We start from the raw sequence: 14,733 nt of genomic DNA on the forward strand, positions 1-14,733 counted from the left end.
ACAGGAAGACGACAGACGCGAGGGAGGCCGCATGCGCGCGGTGGTGTTCGAGGAGTACGGCGATCGATCCGTCCTGCACGTGCAGGACCGGCCGGCTCCGGTCCCCGGGCCCGGGCAGGCCCTGGTGCTGGTGGAGGCCAGCGGGGTCAACTTCATGGACGTCTACCAGCGCACCGGCACCTATCAGGTGCCCCTGCCGGCCGTCCTCGGCAGCGAGGGCGCGGGCACCGTGCTGAGCGTCGGCGACGACGTCCAGGGCCTCTCCCCCGGCGACCGGGTGGCCTGGACCGCCATCCCCGGCAGCCACGCCGAGCAGGCGCTGGTCCCGGCCGACCGGCTGGTGCCGGTCCCCGACGGCATCAGCACCGAGCAGGCGGCCGCCGCGATCCTGCAGGGGCTGACCGCGCAGTACCTGACACACGACTCGTTCCCGGTCCGGCCGGGGGACGCCGTCCTCGTGCACGCGGCCGCCGGTGGGATGGGTCAGCTGCTCACCAGGCTGGTCACGCACCTCGGCGGGCGGGTGGTCGCGACCGCCTCGACGCCCGCGAAGCGGGCGGTCGCCCAGGCCAACGGCGCCGTCGCGGCGGTGCCGTACAGCGACGCCGCCGACGCCGTGCGCGACGTCACCGACGGCGCGGGCGTCGACGCCGTCTACGACGGTGTGGGGAAAGACACATTCGATACCAGTCTCGCGGTATTGCGCCCCCGCGGTTCTCTGGTGCTCTTCGGCGCGTCGAGCGGCAAGGTCCCGCCATTCGATCCATTGCGATTGATGGCCGGGTCGTATTTCCTGACCCGGCCAACCCTCGCGCATTTCATCGCGGCCCGGCACGAATTGCTGGATCGCTCCGAAACGCTCTTCCGCTGGATCGCCGACGGTGTCCTTGACATCCCCATCACGGGGCGCTATCCGCTCGACGCCGTGACCGACGCATATGCCGCGCTGGAGAGCCGCGAGTCGACCGGAAAGCTCCTGCTGATTCCCTGAGTTATTGGCGCAGGCCCGCGTCGTGGATCAGCTCGGCGATCAACGGGTCCGGATCGATCTCCAGGCCCTTGCTCACGAACCACCGCGCGACGTTGTGCACGTCGCGGGCCAGGAAGTCCCGGCCGTTCGGGTTGATCACGACGTCGACGATCTGCGGCAGGTCGATGAGGACCAGCCGCTCGCCGTCGACCAGCAGGTTGTACGGCGACAGGTCACCGTGGGCCAGACCCGAGCGGGCCAGCACCCGCAGCGCGGCGACGAGCTGCGCCCACAGGTGCTCCAGGGCGTCCCGGCCGGCCCGGACCTGGGCCAGCCGCGGCGCGCCGGTCCCGTCCGGCTCGCCGATGAACTCCAGCATGAGCTCGGTGCCGAGCAGCTGCACCGGGTACGGCACGGCGACGCCCAGCTCCCAGAGCCCGGCCAGCGCGGCGAACTCGGCCTGGGCCCACTGGCCGGCGATCACCTCGCGGCCGAACGAGGTGCGGCCCTCCATGGCCCGGTTGAGCCGGGACTCCCGGACCCGGCGGCCCTCCAGGTAACCGGCGTCGCGATGGAAGAGCCGGTGCTCGGAGGCCCGATACCGCTTGGCGGCGAGCAGGACCCGCCGGTCGGTGTCCGGCACGGCCCGCTCCACGAGGTGGACGTCGGCTTCCTTGCCGGTCTTGAGCACGCCGAGGTCGGTGTCCTTGGCGGCGAGCTCGGTGACCACCCAGCCGGGGATCGGCGCCGGGCCGTGCTGGACGCCCGGGGCGTCCCAGCTGCTCCAGCCGGTGTCCTCCTCGGCGTCGGGGGCCGGGAGGTGCTGCGGGGTGGCCCGCTTTACGAAGGTTGCGTCGTCGTCATCGAAGCGACGGCGGCGTGAACGGGTGTGGTCGCGCAACGCGAGGTCTCCAAAGTCGCGAGAAGGAAGGAAGAAGGCATGCGGAAGCGCGCCGTGACGGCAGCCATGCGAATCAACCCCCTCTCGCTCAGAAGACAGGGAACACCCTGACGGAGCCCGGACAGGAGCGCAACTGATTTACCGCGACGCCATGACCTGCGCGATCGCCGCGATGACGCCCTCGGCCGTGCGGGTCGGCGCGTAGCGGGGCTCGCTCCAGCGCCGCCCGCGATGCAGCCACACGCTGCGGATTCCGGCCCCGGCCGCCCCACCGATGTCGGCCTCGGGGCTGTCGCCGATCATCCACGAGCCGCCGAGCCGCATCCGGGCCCGCTCCGCGGCGATCGCGAAGATGCGCGGGTTGGGCTTGCGCACGCCGGCCTCCTCCGAGATGACCCAGTCGGCGAGGTACCGATCGAGCCCGGTCTTGCGCAGTTTCTCCTCCTGCTGCCGGGTCTCCCCGTTGGTGATCACCACCGGCACCCAGCCGGAGTCCTCGGCGATGGCCAGCGCGCACGCCGTCAGCGGGTCGAACCGGACCCGGTTGATGATCGCGCCGCGGATCTCCTCGACCAGGTCGATCGCCGCGATGCGCAGCCCGTACCGATCGCGTACCGCCTCGGCGACGTCCCAGGCCGAGGTCATGCCGTCGGCGTCGACGTCGAGCAGCCAGTCGAGGTCGTACTCAGGAGCGCCGATGCGCCCCAGCAGGTCGGCCCCCCAAGCGCGGAACGCCCCAGCCCTGTCCAGCAGGGTGTCGTCCAAACTGAGCAACAACAGGGGCACGCGGGCAGGTTACGTGACCGGATTGATATCGAACAGATCCTCATGTTCACTCTCGGGCGTACAAACCCGTGCAAACCCGGCGCAACTCCACGCAACAAAATGGCGAGATGCCAAACCGTATGTACGGCTTGCATAATCAACCACGTGCCCAGGGTGAGCCAGGTCCAACTCGACGCACGCCGGAAGGAGATCCTCACCGGCGCGCGGACGTGTTTTGCCCGTCATGGCTACGAGGGCGCCACCGTCCGGCGGCTGGAAGAGGAGATCGGGCTGTCCCGCGGCGCGATCTTCCACCACTTCCGGGACAAGGACTCGCTCTTCCTGGCGGTTGCCGAGGACGATGCCGCGACCATGGTAGCGACCGTCGCCCAGCACGGCCTGGTGCAGGTGATGCGCGACCTGCTCGCCCGTACCGAGCCGGACGTCACCGGCTGGCTCGGCAGCCAGCTGGAGGTGTCGCGGCGGCTGCGCACCGATCCGGAGTTCGCCAAGCGCTGGGCGGCCCGCTCCGAGGCGGTGGCCGAGGCGACCCGGGAGCGCCTCCAGCGGCAGCTGGAGGCCGGTGTCCTGCGGGCCGACGTGCCGATCGGCATCCTGGCCCAGTTCCTGGAGCTCGCCTACGACGGCCTCGTGCTGCACCTGGCCACCGGCCGGCCCGTGCAGGACCTGGAGGCGGTCCTCAACCTGGTCGAGGCGGCCGTGCGCAGGCAGTGACGCAGCGCAAGCTTTCCTCAAGTGTCCATCGGACGACATGACCAACTTGGCAGCTGCGCCCACACTGTGCCCATGAGGACATCGATCGTGGCGGGTCCCGGGGACACCTGGGGCATCGCCGGCCCCCAGTTCCTGTGGCTGTACTTCGGACTCGCCGCACTCGCGATCATCGCCGTGCTCATCTGGCGGCGCAGTTACACGGGCGGCCCGTCGCTGCGCCAGGCGCGCGACCTGACGCCCACCCAGGCGGCGCTGATCAACGGTGACCGCCGCCTCGCCGTCTACAGCTCGCTCGCCGCACTGCGGGCCGCGGACTCGATCGAGAGCGACAACCGCGGGTACCTCCATCAGCGCAACCTGCCCCCGACCGGCGCCTCCGAGCTCGACCGCGCGATCTACGCGGCCGCCGGCCGGCAGGTGACCGCCCGCGCCGCGCAGAACGACAAGCTCGTCAACGACGTCCTGGCCCGCACCGAGGCGGAGCTCGGCCGGGACGGCTGGATCCTCACCGACGACACCCGCCACAAGGTCCGCACCGGCGCGCTCGTGGTGTGGCTCGTGGTCGCGCTCGGCATCGCCCGGATCTTCTCCGGCATCGCCAACGACCGGCCGGTCACCAACCTGATCCTGCTGATGATCCCGGTCGTCCTCGTGGCGTTCCTGCTGCTGCGCGTGCCCCGGGTCTCCGCGGCCGGCAAGCGGCTGCTCAGCCGGATGCGGGCCCAGGTGCACCACCTGCACCCGCGTGAGTCGCCGGCCTGGTCGACGTACGGCCCGGCGGGCGCCGCGCTCAGCGTCGGCCTCTTCGGCGTCGGCGCGTTCTGGCTGGCCGACCCGGCCTTCGCGCAGGAGGCCGAGCTCCAGCGCAACGTCGCCCAGTCCGGCGACGGGTACTACAGCAGCGGCGGCTCGGACGGCGGCGGCAGCTCGGACAGCGGCGGCAGCAGCTGCGGCGGGGGCTCCAGCTGTGGCGGCGGTGGCGGCTGCGGCGGCGGGGGCTGTGGGGGATGACCCCGCGGTACGGCGTCGCGATCGGCTGGCGCCCGGAGATCGCCGGCTACGTGGCCGGCCTGCCCGGGCTCCGGTTCACCGAGGTCGTGGCGGAGTCGCTCCACCTGCACGACCCCCTGCCCGACGGGCTGCGCACGCTCGTCGAGCGGGGGGTGGCGGTGATCCCGCACGGGGTCAAGCTCTCCCTCGGCGGCGCCGAGCCGGTCGACGACGCCCGGGCCGCCCACCTCGCCGAGTGCGCGGCCGCGCTCGGCGCCCCGATGGTCAGCGAGCACATCGCGTTCGTGCGGGCGGGCGGCCTGGAGGCCGGTCACCTGCTGCCCGTCCCCCGCACGCGCGAGGCGGTCGACGCGATCGTCGCCAACGTCCGGCGCACGCAGTCCGCCCTCGGCGGCGTGCCGCTGGCCCTGGAGCCGATCGCCGCGCTGTTCGACTGGCCCGACGCGGAGCTCACGGAGGCGGAGTTCCTCACCGAGATCCTCGACCGCACCGGCTGCGAGCTGCTCCTCGACATCGCCAACGTGTACGCCAACGCCCGCAACCGGGGCGAGGACCCGCTGGTGCTCCTCGACGCCCTCCCGCTCGAACGCATCGCCTACGTGCACGTCGCGGGCGGCATGGAGCACGAGGGGTACTACCACGACACCCACACCGACGCGCTCTCCGAGCCCGTCCTCGACCTGGTCAAGGAGCTGTGCGCGCGGACGGCGCCGCCGGCCCTGATGCTCGAGCGCGACGGCGACTACCCGCCGGCCGCCGACCTGACGCGCGAGCTCGACGCCATCGCGACGGCCGCGGGCTGGCCGGCGATCACATGAACGGTTCCGGAGCGCCGCTCATCATGGGCTCAGCTCGGAGATCGTGCGGCCGGAGCGAAGCGGAGGGCGCATGAGCGACCTGGCGGACCGGCAGCGGGCGCTGGTGGCGGCGCTCGTCGCCGGGGAGGACGTTCCCGACGGGTTTGATTCGGCAGCGGTACTGGCAACGACCGCGGCACTGCGCCGGAAGCGCGCGGGCGAGGTCGCCCGCGCGTGGCCGTTCCTGGCCGCGTCCCACGGCGCCGCCTGGCCGCGCGTGTTCGCCGCCTGGGCGGCCGGCCGCCCGCCGAACGGTTCCCTGCGCGACGGCTGGGACTTCGCCCGCTCGCTCGGTGCCGACCTGCCCGAGCTGGCCCGCCCCGAGCTGGCCGCACGGGAGGCCCGCCTCGTCTACGACGGCCGCTCCGCGCCGGTCCCCCGCGGCCGGGTCGGGTCCTGGCTGCGCCGCCTACGATCGGCCCATGGATCTCGGGCTGGCTGACCGCGTCTACGTCCTGACCGGGGCCTCCCGCGGCCTCGGCTTCGCCACCGCCCAGGCGCTCGTCGCCGACGGCGCCCGCGTGGTCGTCTCGGCCCGCACCCCTTCGGCGGTCGAGGCGGCCGTCGCCGCGCTGGGCCCGGCCCACGCGGCCGGCCTGCCCGCCGACCTCGGCGCCCCGGACACCGCCGAGCGCCTGGTCGAGCTGGCCCAGACCCGCTTCGGCCGGCTCGACGGCGCCCTGGTCTCGGTCGGCGGCCCGTCCTTCGGCGGCGTCCTGGAGATGCCCGAGTCGGCCTGGCTCGACTCCTTCCAGACGATCTTCCTCGGCACGCTGCGGCTGTGCCAGGTGGTCGCCGACGCGATCGGGAGCGTCCCCGAGGGCGAGGACGCCGCGCTGGCCCTGGTGCTGTCCAGCTCGGTCCGGGTACCACTGGATCGCCTCGCCATCTCGAACGGTCTTCGTCCCGGGCTGGCCGGCCTGGCCAAGGACCTGTCGAACGAGCTGGGCCCGCGGGGCATCCGCGTGCTCTCCCTGCTGCCGGGCAAGGTGCTCACCGACCGCAACCTGCTCGCCTCGGCCGGCGACCCGGCCGGCGCCGTGCAGTCCATTCCGCTGCGGCGGGGGGCCGACCCGGCCGAGTTCGGCCGCGTCGCCGCGTTCGTGCTGTCGCCGGCCGCGAGCTACCTCACCGGCATCGCGCTCCCGGTCGACGGAGGCGCGATCCGCGCAATCTGAGCGCGGGTGTATCAGGAGCGGGTTTCGCGCTCTCTGGTTGTTGGGCCCAGTCTGGGCTCGCCCTCTCCCGCGCCCGGAGTCACTGGCATGCCTTTCACCGACGAGTACCTGCTGGCGGCCCTGCGGCGGGTCGCGCTGCTCATCGACCCCGTCCCCTCCACCGGCGTCCCGGCCCTCGGCACCCAGCCGTCAACGTCCGAAAAGTCCCAGACGCCGCCTCCGCCGAATGACAACCTTCGTCGCGATCCGTGACGCCTTCTGCACAGAAGGTTCGTTCAACGAGTTGACGGGGGACCACCGTGAAACGAGCACTGTGCATCGGGATCAATGACTATCCGGGCATCGAGAACGATCTGTCGGGCTGCCGCAACGACGCCGAGGACTGGACGGCGGAGCTCACGGCCCGCGGCTTCGAGGTCCGCAAGCTCCTGGACAGCGCCGCGTCGGGCGCCGCGATCCGCGCGGGCATCCGCGAGCTGCTGACGACGGCCGGCCCGGACGACGCCGTGGTGATCACGTACTCCGGCCACGGCACGTGGGTCCCGGACGGCGACGGCGACGAGCCCGACCACCGCGACGAGGCGCTCTGCCCGCACGACATCGCCGAGAACGGCCCGCTGCTGGACGACGAGCTCCACGCCCTGTTCGCCGAGGCGGCGGACGGCGTCCGCACGGTCCTGATCTCGGACTCGTGCCACTCGGGCACGCTGACGAGGTCGACGCCGAAGCCCGGAACCCGCTTCCTCCCGCCGTCGGCGTTCCTGCGCATGCCCCCGACCGAGGCGGCGCCCCCGACGCTCCGCGCGAAGCCACCGTCGAAGGCGCTCCTGCTCTCGGGCTGCAAGGACGCGGAGTACTCCTACGACGCCACCTTCGACGGCCGCCCGAACGGCGCCTTCACGTACGTGGCCCTGGAGTCCCTGCGCGCCCTGCCTGAGGACGCGACGTACCGCGACTGGCTGAGGTCGATCCGCCGCTCCCTCCCGAGCGAGGCCTACCCCCAGTCCCCGGCCCTCCAGGCAACAAGCACCCAAAACCTCTGGCCCCTACTGGGTTAGCGCAGCGCCCACGCACGCCACCCACGAACGCCGCCCAGATCTGCCGGCCGCCGGGATGACACCCCGCGATCTTGGAGCTGTGGTCCCGGATTTGTCCCCTTTATCGGATATTTCCGGGACCCCAACTCCAAGATCGGCAGAGCTCGCGGCGGGCGCGGCGCGGGGCGCGGGGCACGGGGCGCGGCGCGGGGCACGGGGCGGGGTGCGGCGCGGGGCCACACCCGGCCAACGTCATGATCGATGGCGACTTCTGGTAGCTATGGCAGCCAGAACTCTCCATCGATCATGGCCGAGAACCACCAGGACCGCCCGACGCGCCCAGCCCACCGCCGCAGCGAGCCGGTCGCGCGGAGGTCCAGCGACCAGGGCCCCCGAGACGGGGTCAGGCCGGCCACGACCGGAGGGACGACGCCCACCGCAAGCCCCCAAGACGCCGGTCACAGGCCCAGAGCCGCCCGGAGAAGGCAGCCGGACACGGTGCACGGACGGCGTCCGCGCCGCGCTCGCGGAGCGTCGCACGACCAAGCCACAGCCGAGCCGCCGCGGGGGCACGACGAACAGGCCGACACGGCCGCGAACATGGCGTCCGCACCTGTGCCCGCGGCGGCGGAGCGCCGCACAGCCGAGCCGCGGCCGAGCCGCAGCGGGGCACGACGAACAGGCAGGCACAACCGCGAGCACAGTGCTCCGTGCCCACGCCCGCGGAGCGTCGCACCGCCGAGCTGAAGCACGCGGCGTGGCCGCCGTCTACAGCCGCGAGCACAGCGGCCGCGCCCGCCGTCACAGGCGCGCTTCGACGGCAGCGGCGGCGACGTCGACACCACCGGCGCAAAGTGGGGGCGCGAAGTGGGGCCGTGGAGCAGGGGCGTGGAGCAGGGCGGCTTGCCTTGCGACGGGCGTGGCACGCAATGCGACGAAGAGTTCGGCGCGGCCCTTGGTCAGGCGGTTGGGACGGCGGGGCGGGGTGGAAGTGGGGGTGCCGGCGGCGGGGGGATCGTCGTCGGGGGGATGGGGGACGTGGCGAACTGGGTGCGGTACAGGTCGGCGTACAGGCCGTTGGCCTCCACCAAAGCCTCGTGGGTGCCGTGCTCGACCACGCGGCCCTCGTCCAGGACCAGGATCTGGTCGGCCTCGCGGATCGTCGACAGGCGGTGGGCGATCACCAGGGCCGTGCGGCCCTCCAGGGCCTCCGCCAGCGCCCGCTGCACGGCCGCCTCCGACTCCGAGTCCAGGTGGGCCGTGGCCTCGTCCAGGATGACGATCGACGGGGCCTTCAGGAGCAGGCGGGCGATCGCGATGCGCTGCTTCTCGCCGCCCGAGAAGCGGTAGCCGCGCTCGCCCACCACCGTGTCCAGGCCGTCGGGGAGGGACTCGACCAGGTCGCCCACCTGGGCGCGGCGCAGGGCCGTCCACAGCTCGGCGTCGGTGGCGCCGGGCTTGGCGTAGCGGAGGTTCTCGGCGATTGTCTCGTGGAACAGGTGCGAGTCCTGGGTCACGACGCCGATCGTGTCGCGCAGCGACTGCAGGGTCGCGTCGCGGACGTCGACGCCGTCGACCAGGACGGCGCCCTCGGTCACGTCGTAGATGCGCGGCAGGAGCATCGCCGTCGTCGACTTGCCCGCGCCGGACGGGCCCACCAGGGCGATCATCTGGCCCGGCTCGACGATGAACGAGACGCCGCGGAGGACCTCGTCGGTGATCGTGCGGTCGAGCGACGCCACGTCCTCCAGGGACGCCAGCGAGATCTCGGCCGCGCTCGGATAGCGGAAGCGCACGTCGCGGAACTCGACCCGGGCCGCGCCGGGCGGCAGCGGGCGGGCGCCGGGGCGCTCGGCGATGGCCGGGGCCAGGTCGAGGACCTCGAAGACGCGCTCGAACGACACCAGGGCGCTCATCACGTCGACGCGGACGTTGGACAGCGCGGTGAGCGGCCCGTAGAGCCTGGTCAGCAGCAGCGCCAGCGTCACGACGGTGCCGGCCGTGATCTGGCCGTGGACGGCGAACCAGCCGCCCAGCCCGTAGGTGAGGGCCTGGGCCAGCGACGCGACCAGCAGCATGCTCACGAAGAACACGCGGCTGTACATCGCGGTCTGGATGCCGATGTCGCGCACCCGCCCGGCCCGCTCGGCGAACCGGTCGGCCTCGGTCTCGGGCCGGCCGAACAGCTTGACCAGCAGCGCGCCGGCCACGCCGAACCGCTCGGTCATCGTCGCGTTCATGGTGGCGTCGAGCTGATACGCCTCCCGGGTGATCGCGGCCAGCCGCTTGCCGACCCGCCGGGCCGGCAGGATGAAGATCGGCAGCAGGATCAGCGACAGCAGCGTGACCTGCCACGACAGGGTGAGCATCACGGCCGCCGTGAGCACCAGCTGGATGACGTTGCTGACCACGCCGGACAGCGTCGAGGTGAAGGCCCGCTGGGCGCCCTGGACGTCGTTGTTGAGGCGGCTGACCAGCGCGCCGGTCTGCGTGCGGGTGAAGAACTGCAGCGGCATGCGCTGCACGTGGTCATAGACCAGCGTGCGCAGCGACAGGATGATGCCCTCGCCGATCCGTGCCGAATACCACCGCTGGACCAGCGACAGCAGCGCGTCGGCGACGGCCAGCCCGCCGATGAGGAGCGCCACCCGCACCACGGCCGCGCCGGCGTCCGGGCCGCCGGCGTTGATCCGGTTGATGACGTCGCCGGCGAAATAGGGCGTGGCGACGCCGATCGCCGCCCCGAACACCACCGTGACCAGGAAGACGCTGATGTCGCGCCGGTAGGGCCGGGCGAACGCCATGATCCGCCGGGTGGTCTCCCGCCCGAGCCGCTTGCCTCGCAGCTCATCGGCCTTGCGCAGGGAGCGCAGCGTCTCCCACCCCGACATGCTGCTCATCGGCGACGACATCACACGACCCCCGGCAAAAGATGAACCCTGCCGAGCAGTCTGCCCGGCAGGTACGACAACTTTTGCCGACGCCCCCGGCTTCCCGGGAACGACTAGGCCATTGGACCTACTCCCCGAGGCCCGCCAGCGATCGGATGCGCCGCAGCTGGGCGGCCCGCTCAGCGGCCTCCTGCTGCCCGAACGTGTGCGCCGCCGCCTGGGCGAACAGCGCCTTGATCTCGATCACGGCGTCCCGCGCTCCCTGCAGTACCGCTGCGGAAAGATCCGCGACGGCAGCGGACAGGTCCGCGGGTGGCACCACGACGTTGGCCAGGCCGATCGCGGACGCCTCGGGAGCGGCCACGCGACGCCCGGTCACGCACAGCTCGAGCGCGCGGGCGTAGCCGACCAGCTCGAGCAGGCGCTTGGTGCCACCGAGGTCGGGCACGAGGCCCAGCTTGATCTCGGCCATGCTGAAGAGCACGTCGTCGGCGCACACGCGGAAGTCGCAGGCCAGCGCCAACTGGAACCCGGCGCCGATCGCGTGGCCCTGCACCGCCGCGACGGAGATCAGCGACGGCTGCCGCAGCCAGCCGAACGCCTCCTGGAAGGCGGCGATCCGCTCGTCGCCGTCCGGCGCTGTGGCCATCCCGCCCAGCATCGCGGTCGCGGCAGCGGTGTCGAGCCCGGCTGAAAAGGCCCGGCCGTCGCCGCGGACAACGACCACGCGGACGTCACCCGGCAGCGACCGGCCGAACTCCCGCAGGTCGGCCCACAACGCGGGAGTCTGCGCGTTGAGGACCTGGGGCCGGCACAACGTCACCGTCGCGACCGGCCCGTCGAGGTCGAAGCGCGCCTCTCCCGACGAGGGAGCGGCGTTCACGCCTTCTTGCGGCGCCGGGCACCGCCACGCTGACGAAGCTGAACGCCCGATTCGGTCAGCACCCGGTGCACGAATCCATAGGAACGACCAGTCGAAGCGGCGAGCGCACGGATACTCTCACCGTTGGTGTACCGCTTCACGAGGTCCTTCGCCAGCGTCTGCCTTTCGGCCCCGACGATCCGGCGACCCTTCTCGGTGCTGGTGGTGGCGGTGGCTGCCATGCTGATCCCTCACGTCCCAGACAGAGCGGTTGGTGCGGTCTCACCTATTAGACCGCCTCGAACGATCATGCGCTAGATATCGACAGGACGCCAACCGACACGCTGAGCATTGTCGCCTACCCGATACCGTGATGCGCCGTGATGAGCGAACCGCCCACCGATCGACCATGGACTGCGCATCGTGAGCGAGCGGATGCGCTGCGTTGGGTCGCCGTGACCGCGGCCGGGCTCGCGCTCGCCGCCCTCGCGGTGCAGCTCGACGCCCGTCTCGGCACTGCAAGCGCGCCTTTCCTCGGCCGGTACAAGATCAGGATCGGCGTCGGCAGCATTCTGGCCCCGGCGGTGGCCGCCGCGACGCTGTGGCTCACGTCACGCGGCCGGCTGGCCCGGCTCGGCTGGCCGAAAATTCAGCTATTCGGGTACGCCGCCGGCCTCATTTGGGCAATCAGTTTGGCGCTTGTCGATGGCTGGTCAGGCCTTACGAAAGCCCTCGGGTCACCCGAGGAATACCTGGGCGACGTAAGGCAGGTGGGTGCCGATCCGCTCGGATACCTCAGACATTTCACGGACGACGCGGCGTACCACTCGGTAGCTTCCCGGGGCCATCCCCCGGGCCCCGTTCTGTTTCTGTGGGGGCTCGACCGAATCGGGGTCGACAACCACATAATCCTCGGATTCCTGATCACCGCGGTATCGGTACTGACGATTCCGTTGGTGTTGTCGGCGGTGCGCGACTCGGTCGGTGAGGAGGCGGCCCGGCGGTACCTCCCGGTGCTCGTTCTCGCCCCCTACGCCATCTGGGTGGCGGTCAGCCTGGACGGCCTCGTGGCGGTCCTGGGCGCCGCCGCGATCGTCGCCGGGCTGCGGGCCAGCCGGCGGCGGGTGCGCGGCTGGCCGGCGACCGGGTGGGCGCTGCTGGCGGGCCTGCTCATCGGCCTGGCCGCCCTGTTCTCGTACTCCGCGCCCTGGCTGGGCCTGTCGCTCGTCTGCGTGTACTTCGCCCGGCGCCGCGCGTTCCTCAACGTGATGAGCGGCGTGGGCGCCCTCCTGCCGGTCCTGGGCGCCCAACTGCTGGGCTTCGCCTGGGCCGACGGCCTGGTCGCGGCGGAGACCGACTACGCCAGCCGCGTGGCGCCCTACCGCTCGGTGCTGTGGTGGAGCGCGATCAGCGTCGTCGTGCTGCTGCTCGCCACCGGGCCGGCGATCGCCGCCAGCGCGCGGAAGGTGCGCAACACGGCGGCCTGGCCGTTCCTGGTCGGCGCGGGCGCCGCGGTGGTGTTCTCGATCGCGGCCGGCCTGGCCCGGGGCGGCGTCGAGCACGCCTGGCTGCCGTTCTTCCCGTGGCTGACGGTGGCCGCGGTCGCCCCGGAGCGGCCGGCGGGCGAGCTGCCGCCCACGCCCGTCACGCTGGTCACCATGGGCGCGGTGCTGGCCATCGTGATCGAGGCCGTCCTGATCACGCCATGGTGACCCGAGATGACAAGGGCGGTCACGCCAAGGCGACCAGAGTAATCAGGCGAGTTCGACCAGTTCCAGCAGGTCGTCGCTCCACGCGTCCTCGACACCGTCCGGGAGCAGGATCGCCCGGTCCGGCTTGAGCGCGGAGACCGCACCCGGGTCGTGGGTGACCAGGACGATGGCGCCCGGGTACCGCGCGATCGCGTCGAGCACCTGCTCCCGGCTGATCGGGTCGAGGTTGTTCGTCGGCTCGTCGAGCAGCAGCACGTTGGCGCCAGAGCAGACCAGCGTCGCCAGCGCGAGCCGGGTCTTCTCGCCGCCGGACAGCACCCCGGCCGGCTTGTCGACGTCGTCGCCGGTGAACAGGAACGCGCCGAGGATCTTCCGCAGCTCGGTGTCGTTCTGCTCCGGCGCCGCCGAGCGCATGAGCTCCAGGATCGTGCGGTCGACGTCGAGCTGCTCGTGCTCCTGCGCGTAATACCCCAGCTGGAGCCCGTGCCCGGGAACGACCTCACCGGTGTCCGGGACGAGCTCGCCCGCCAGCATCCGCAGCAGCGTCGTCTTGCCGGCGCCGTTGAGGCCCAGGATGGCCACCCGCGAGCCGCGGTCGACGGCGACGTTCACGTCCATGAAGATCTCGAGCGACCCGTACGACTTCGACAGCCCGCGCGCCGTCAGCGGCGTCTTGCCGCAGGACTTCGGCTCCGGGAAGCGCACCTTGGCGACCCTGTCGGCGACGCGGACCTCTTCGAGGCCGCCGAGCATCCGCTCGGCCCGGCGCGCCATGTTCTGCGCGGCGACGGTCTTGGTCGCCTTGGCCCGCATCTTGTCGGCCTGGGCCATCAGGGCGCCGGCCTTCTTCTCGGCGTTGGCCCGCTCGCGGCGGCGGCGCTTCTCGTCGGTCTCGCGCTGCTGCTGGTACAGCTTCCACCCGACGTTGTAGAAGTCGATCGTCGCCCGGTTGGCGTCGAGGTACCACACCTTGTTGACGATCGCGTCCAGCAGGTCGACGTCGTGGGAGATGACGATGAACCCGCCCTTGTGGGTGCCCAGGAACCCGCGCAGCCAGTTGATCGAGTCGGCGTCGAGGTGGTTGGTCGGCTCGTCGAGCAGCAGGATCCCGCCGCCGGTCGCGGCCGCGTCGCGGAACAGGATGCGGGCCAGCTCGATGCGGCGCCGCTGGCCGCCGGAGAGCGTGCCGAGGGTCTGGGCCAGCACCCGGTCGGGCAGGCCCAGGTTGGCGCAGATGCGGGCGGCCTCGGCCTCGGCCGCGTAGCCGCCGAGCCCGGCGAACTGGTCCTCCAGCTGCCCGTAGCGGCGGATGAGGCGCTCGTCGTCGCCGAGGCGCTGCTCCAGCGCCTTCATCTCGGCGTAGATGGTGTCGAGGCCCCGCGCGGACAGCACCCGGTCGCGGGCGGTCACCTCGAGGTCGCCCGTGCGCGGGTCCTGCGGGAGATACCCCACCGGGCCGCGCCGGTCGACCTGGCCGGCGTGCGGCGAGCCCTCGCCGGCGAGCACCTTGAGGGTGGTGGTCTTGCCGGCGCCGTTGCGCCCGACGAGGCCGATGCGGTCGCCGGGCTGCACGCGCAGGTTGATGTCGCTGAGGAGGATGCGCGCGCCCGCACGCAGCTCAAGACCGGTGGTCGTGATCACCGAAGGACTCACTTTCGGACAGCAGGGAAGGACAGGGCGAGAGGACAGCCCTGCTTCACTCCAGCTGCGAGATCACGGCGATATTCTACCGGGCGACCCCCCGAGGTTCGCCACACGATTACGTCACAAGATCATCGGGTACCCGCACGAAGCAGACGCCGGTCGATCCCCAA

The 14,733-nt window shown here is 72.1% G+C and carries 15 protein-coding genes; 9 read left to right on the forward strand and 6 right to left on the reverse strand.

The window, feature by feature from the left end; all coding sequences use genetic code 11:
- Positions 1-31: 31 nt before the first annotated feature.
- Positions 32-991, forward strand: a complete 960-nt coding sequence (locus ABZS66_RS05675; protein WP_354755491.1) for a quinone oxidoreductase — start codon at positions 32-34, stop codon at positions 989-991.
- Between the two features lies 1 nt (position 992).
- Here ABZS66_RS05675 and ABZS66_RS05680 read toward each other — a convergent pair whose 3' ends face one another.
- Together ABZS66_RS05680 and ABZS66_RS05685 are read right to left on the reverse strand one after the other, a co-directional pair.
- Positions 993-1,871 carry an RIO1 family regulatory kinase/ATPase gene (locus ABZS66_RS05680; RefSeq protein WP_354755493.1) on the reverse strand — a complete coding sequence of 293 codons (879 nt, stop codon included), beginning with the start codon at positions 1,869-1,871 and terminating at the stop codon, positions 993-995.
- A gap of 138 nt (positions 1,872-2,009) precedes the next feature.
- The gene (locus tag ABZS66_RS05685) at positions 2,010-2,657 is read right to left on the reverse strand and encodes an HAD-IA family hydrolase (protein ID WP_354755495.1); all 648 of its coding nucleotides are present in this window, start codon (positions 2,655-2,657) and stop codon (positions 2,010-2,012) included.
- A 144-nt stretch (positions 2,658-2,801) separates the two neighbouring features.
- Between ABZS66_RS05685 and ABZS66_RS05690 the strand changes: the two genes are divergently transcribed.
- The 7 genes from ABZS66_RS05690 to ABZS66_RS05720 all read left to right on the forward strand — a co-directional run bounded on the left by ABZS66_RS05690 (position 2,802) and on the right by ABZS66_RS05720 (position 7,475).
- Entirely contained in the window at positions 2,802-3,371 is a 570-nt protein-coding gene (locus tag ABZS66_RS05690) for a helix-turn-helix domain-containing protein (protein WP_354755497.1), read from the forward strand.
- Between the two features lie 72 nt (positions 3,372-3,443).
- Complete coding sequence (locus ABZS66_RS05695) at positions 3,444-4,382, forward strand: TIGR04222 domain-containing membrane protein (RefSeq protein ID WP_354755499.1); 939 nt, start codon at positions 3,444-3,446, stop codon at positions 4,380-4,382.
- Complete coding sequence (locus tag ABZS66_RS05700; RefSeq protein ID WP_354755501.1) at positions 4,379-5,200, forward strand: DUF692 domain-containing protein; 822 nt, start codon at positions 4,379-4,381, stop codon at positions 5,198-5,200. Before ABZS66_RS05695 ends, ABZS66_RS05700 begins: the two co-directional genes overlap by 4 nt.
- Positions 5,201-5,270: 70 nt before the next feature.
- Positions 5,271-5,681 (forward strand): hypothetical protein, encoded by a 411-nt coding sequence (locus tag ABZS66_RS05705; RefSeq protein ID WP_354755503.1) that lies wholly within the window; start codon positions 5,271-5,273, stop codon positions 5,679-5,681.
- Positions 5,662-6,417: an SDR family oxidoreductase gene (locus ABZS66_RS05710; RefSeq protein WP_354755504.1), complete on the forward strand. Its 756-nt coding sequence runs from the start codon at positions 5,662-5,664 to the stop codon at positions 6,415-6,417. Before ABZS66_RS05705 ends, ABZS66_RS05710 begins: the two co-directional genes overlap by 20 nt.
- Before the next feature lie 87 nt (positions 6,418-6,504).
- Positions 6,505-6,669 carry a hypothetical protein gene (locus ABZS66_RS05715; RefSeq protein ID WP_354755506.1) on the forward strand — a complete coding sequence of 55 codons (165 nt, stop codon included), beginning with the start codon at positions 6,505-6,507 and terminating at the stop codon, positions 6,667-6,669.
- Positions 6,670-6,716: 47 nt separating this feature from the next.
- Positions 6,717-7,475 (forward strand): caspase family protein, encoded by a 759-nt coding sequence (locus tag ABZS66_RS05720; protein WP_354755507.1) that lies wholly within the window; start codon positions 6,717-6,719, stop codon positions 7,473-7,475.
- A 938-nt stretch (positions 7,476-8,413) separates the two neighbouring features.
- Here ABZS66_RS05720 and ABZS66_RS05725 read toward each other — a convergent pair.
- The 3 genes from ABZS66_RS05725 to ABZS66_RS05735 form a co-directional block, all read right to left on the reverse strand.
- Positions 8,414-10,366, reverse strand: coding sequence for an ABC transporter ATP-binding protein (locus ABZS66_RS05725; protein ID WP_354755508.1), 1,953 nt, complete (start codon positions 10,364-10,366; stop codon positions 8,414-8,416).
- A gap of 106 nt (positions 10,367-10,472) precedes the next feature.
- Positions 10,473-11,228 (reverse strand): enoyl-CoA hydratase/isomerase family protein, encoded by a 756-nt coding sequence (locus ABZS66_RS05730; protein WP_354755510.1) that lies wholly within the window; start codon positions 11,226-11,228, stop codon positions 10,473-10,475.
- Complete coding sequence (locus tag ABZS66_RS05735; protein ID WP_033359767.1) at positions 11,225-11,449, reverse strand: helix-turn-helix domain-containing protein; 225 nt, start codon at positions 11,447-11,449, stop codon at positions 11,225-11,227. The genes ABZS66_RS05730 and ABZS66_RS05735 overlap by 4 nt, the downstream gene beginning before the upstream one ends.
- Before the next feature lie 714 nt (positions 11,450-12,163).
- On the opposite strand from ABZS66_RS05735, the gene ABZS66_RS05740 reads away from it, so the two are divergent.
- A complete protein-coding gene (locus tag ABZS66_RS05740; protein WP_354755513.1) occupies positions 12,164-12,919 on the forward strand; it encodes a hypothetical protein in 756 nt (251 codons plus the stop codon).
- A gap of 42 nt (positions 12,920-12,961) precedes the next feature.
- On the opposite strand, the gene ABZS66_RS05745 is transcribed toward ABZS66_RS05740, so the two are convergent.
- Entirely contained in the window at positions 12,962-14,560 is a 1,599-nt protein-coding gene (locus tag ABZS66_RS05745) for an ABC-F family ATP-binding cassette domain-containing protein (RefSeq protein WP_354755514.1), read from the reverse strand.
- Between the last annotated feature and the right edge of the window lie 173 nt (positions 14,561-14,733).

Origin of the sequence: Dactylosporangium sp. NPDC005572 (assembly GCF_040605515.1) — a bacterium.
GTDB lineage: Bacteria > Actinomycetota > Actinomycetes > Mycobacteriales > Micromonosporaceae > Dactylosporangium.

What these genes read in the sequence shown, in the direction of transcription:
- ABZS66_RS05675 (WP_354755491.1), top strand. Translation starts at nt 32, where the DNA reads ATGCGCGCGGTGGTGTTCGAGGAGTACGGCGATCGATCCGTCCTGCAC.
- ABZS66_RS05695 (WP_354755499.1), top strand. Translation starts at nt 3,444, where the DNA reads ATGAGGACATCGATCGTGGCGGGTCCCGGGGACACCTGGGGCATCGCC.
- ABZS66_RS05700 (WP_354755501.1), top strand. Translation starts at nt 4,379, where the DNA reads ATGACCCCGCGGTACGGCGTCGCGATCGGCTGGCGCCCGGAGATCGCC.
- ABZS66_RS05705 (WP_354755503.1), top strand. Translation starts at nt 5,271, where the DNA reads ATGAGCGACCTGGCGGACCGGCAGCGGGCGCTGGTGGCGGCGCTCGTC.
- ABZS66_RS05710 (WP_354755504.1), top strand. Translation starts at nt 5,662, where the DNA reads ATGGATCTCGGGCTGGCTGACCGCGTCTACGTCCTGACCGGGGCCTCC.
- ABZS66_RS05715 (WP_354755506.1), top strand. Translation starts at nt 6,505, where the DNA reads ATGCCTTTCACCGACGAGTACCTGCTGGCGGCCCTGCGGCGGGTCGCG.
- ABZS66_RS05725 (WP_354755508.1), bottom strand. Translation starts at nt 10,366, where the DNA reads ATGTCGTCGCCGATGAGCAGCATGTCGGGGTGGGAGACGCTGCGCTCC.
- ABZS66_RS05735 (WP_033359767.1), bottom strand. Translation starts at nt 11,449, where the DNA reads ATGGCAGCCACCGCCACCACCAGCACCGAGAAGGGTCGCCGGATCGTC.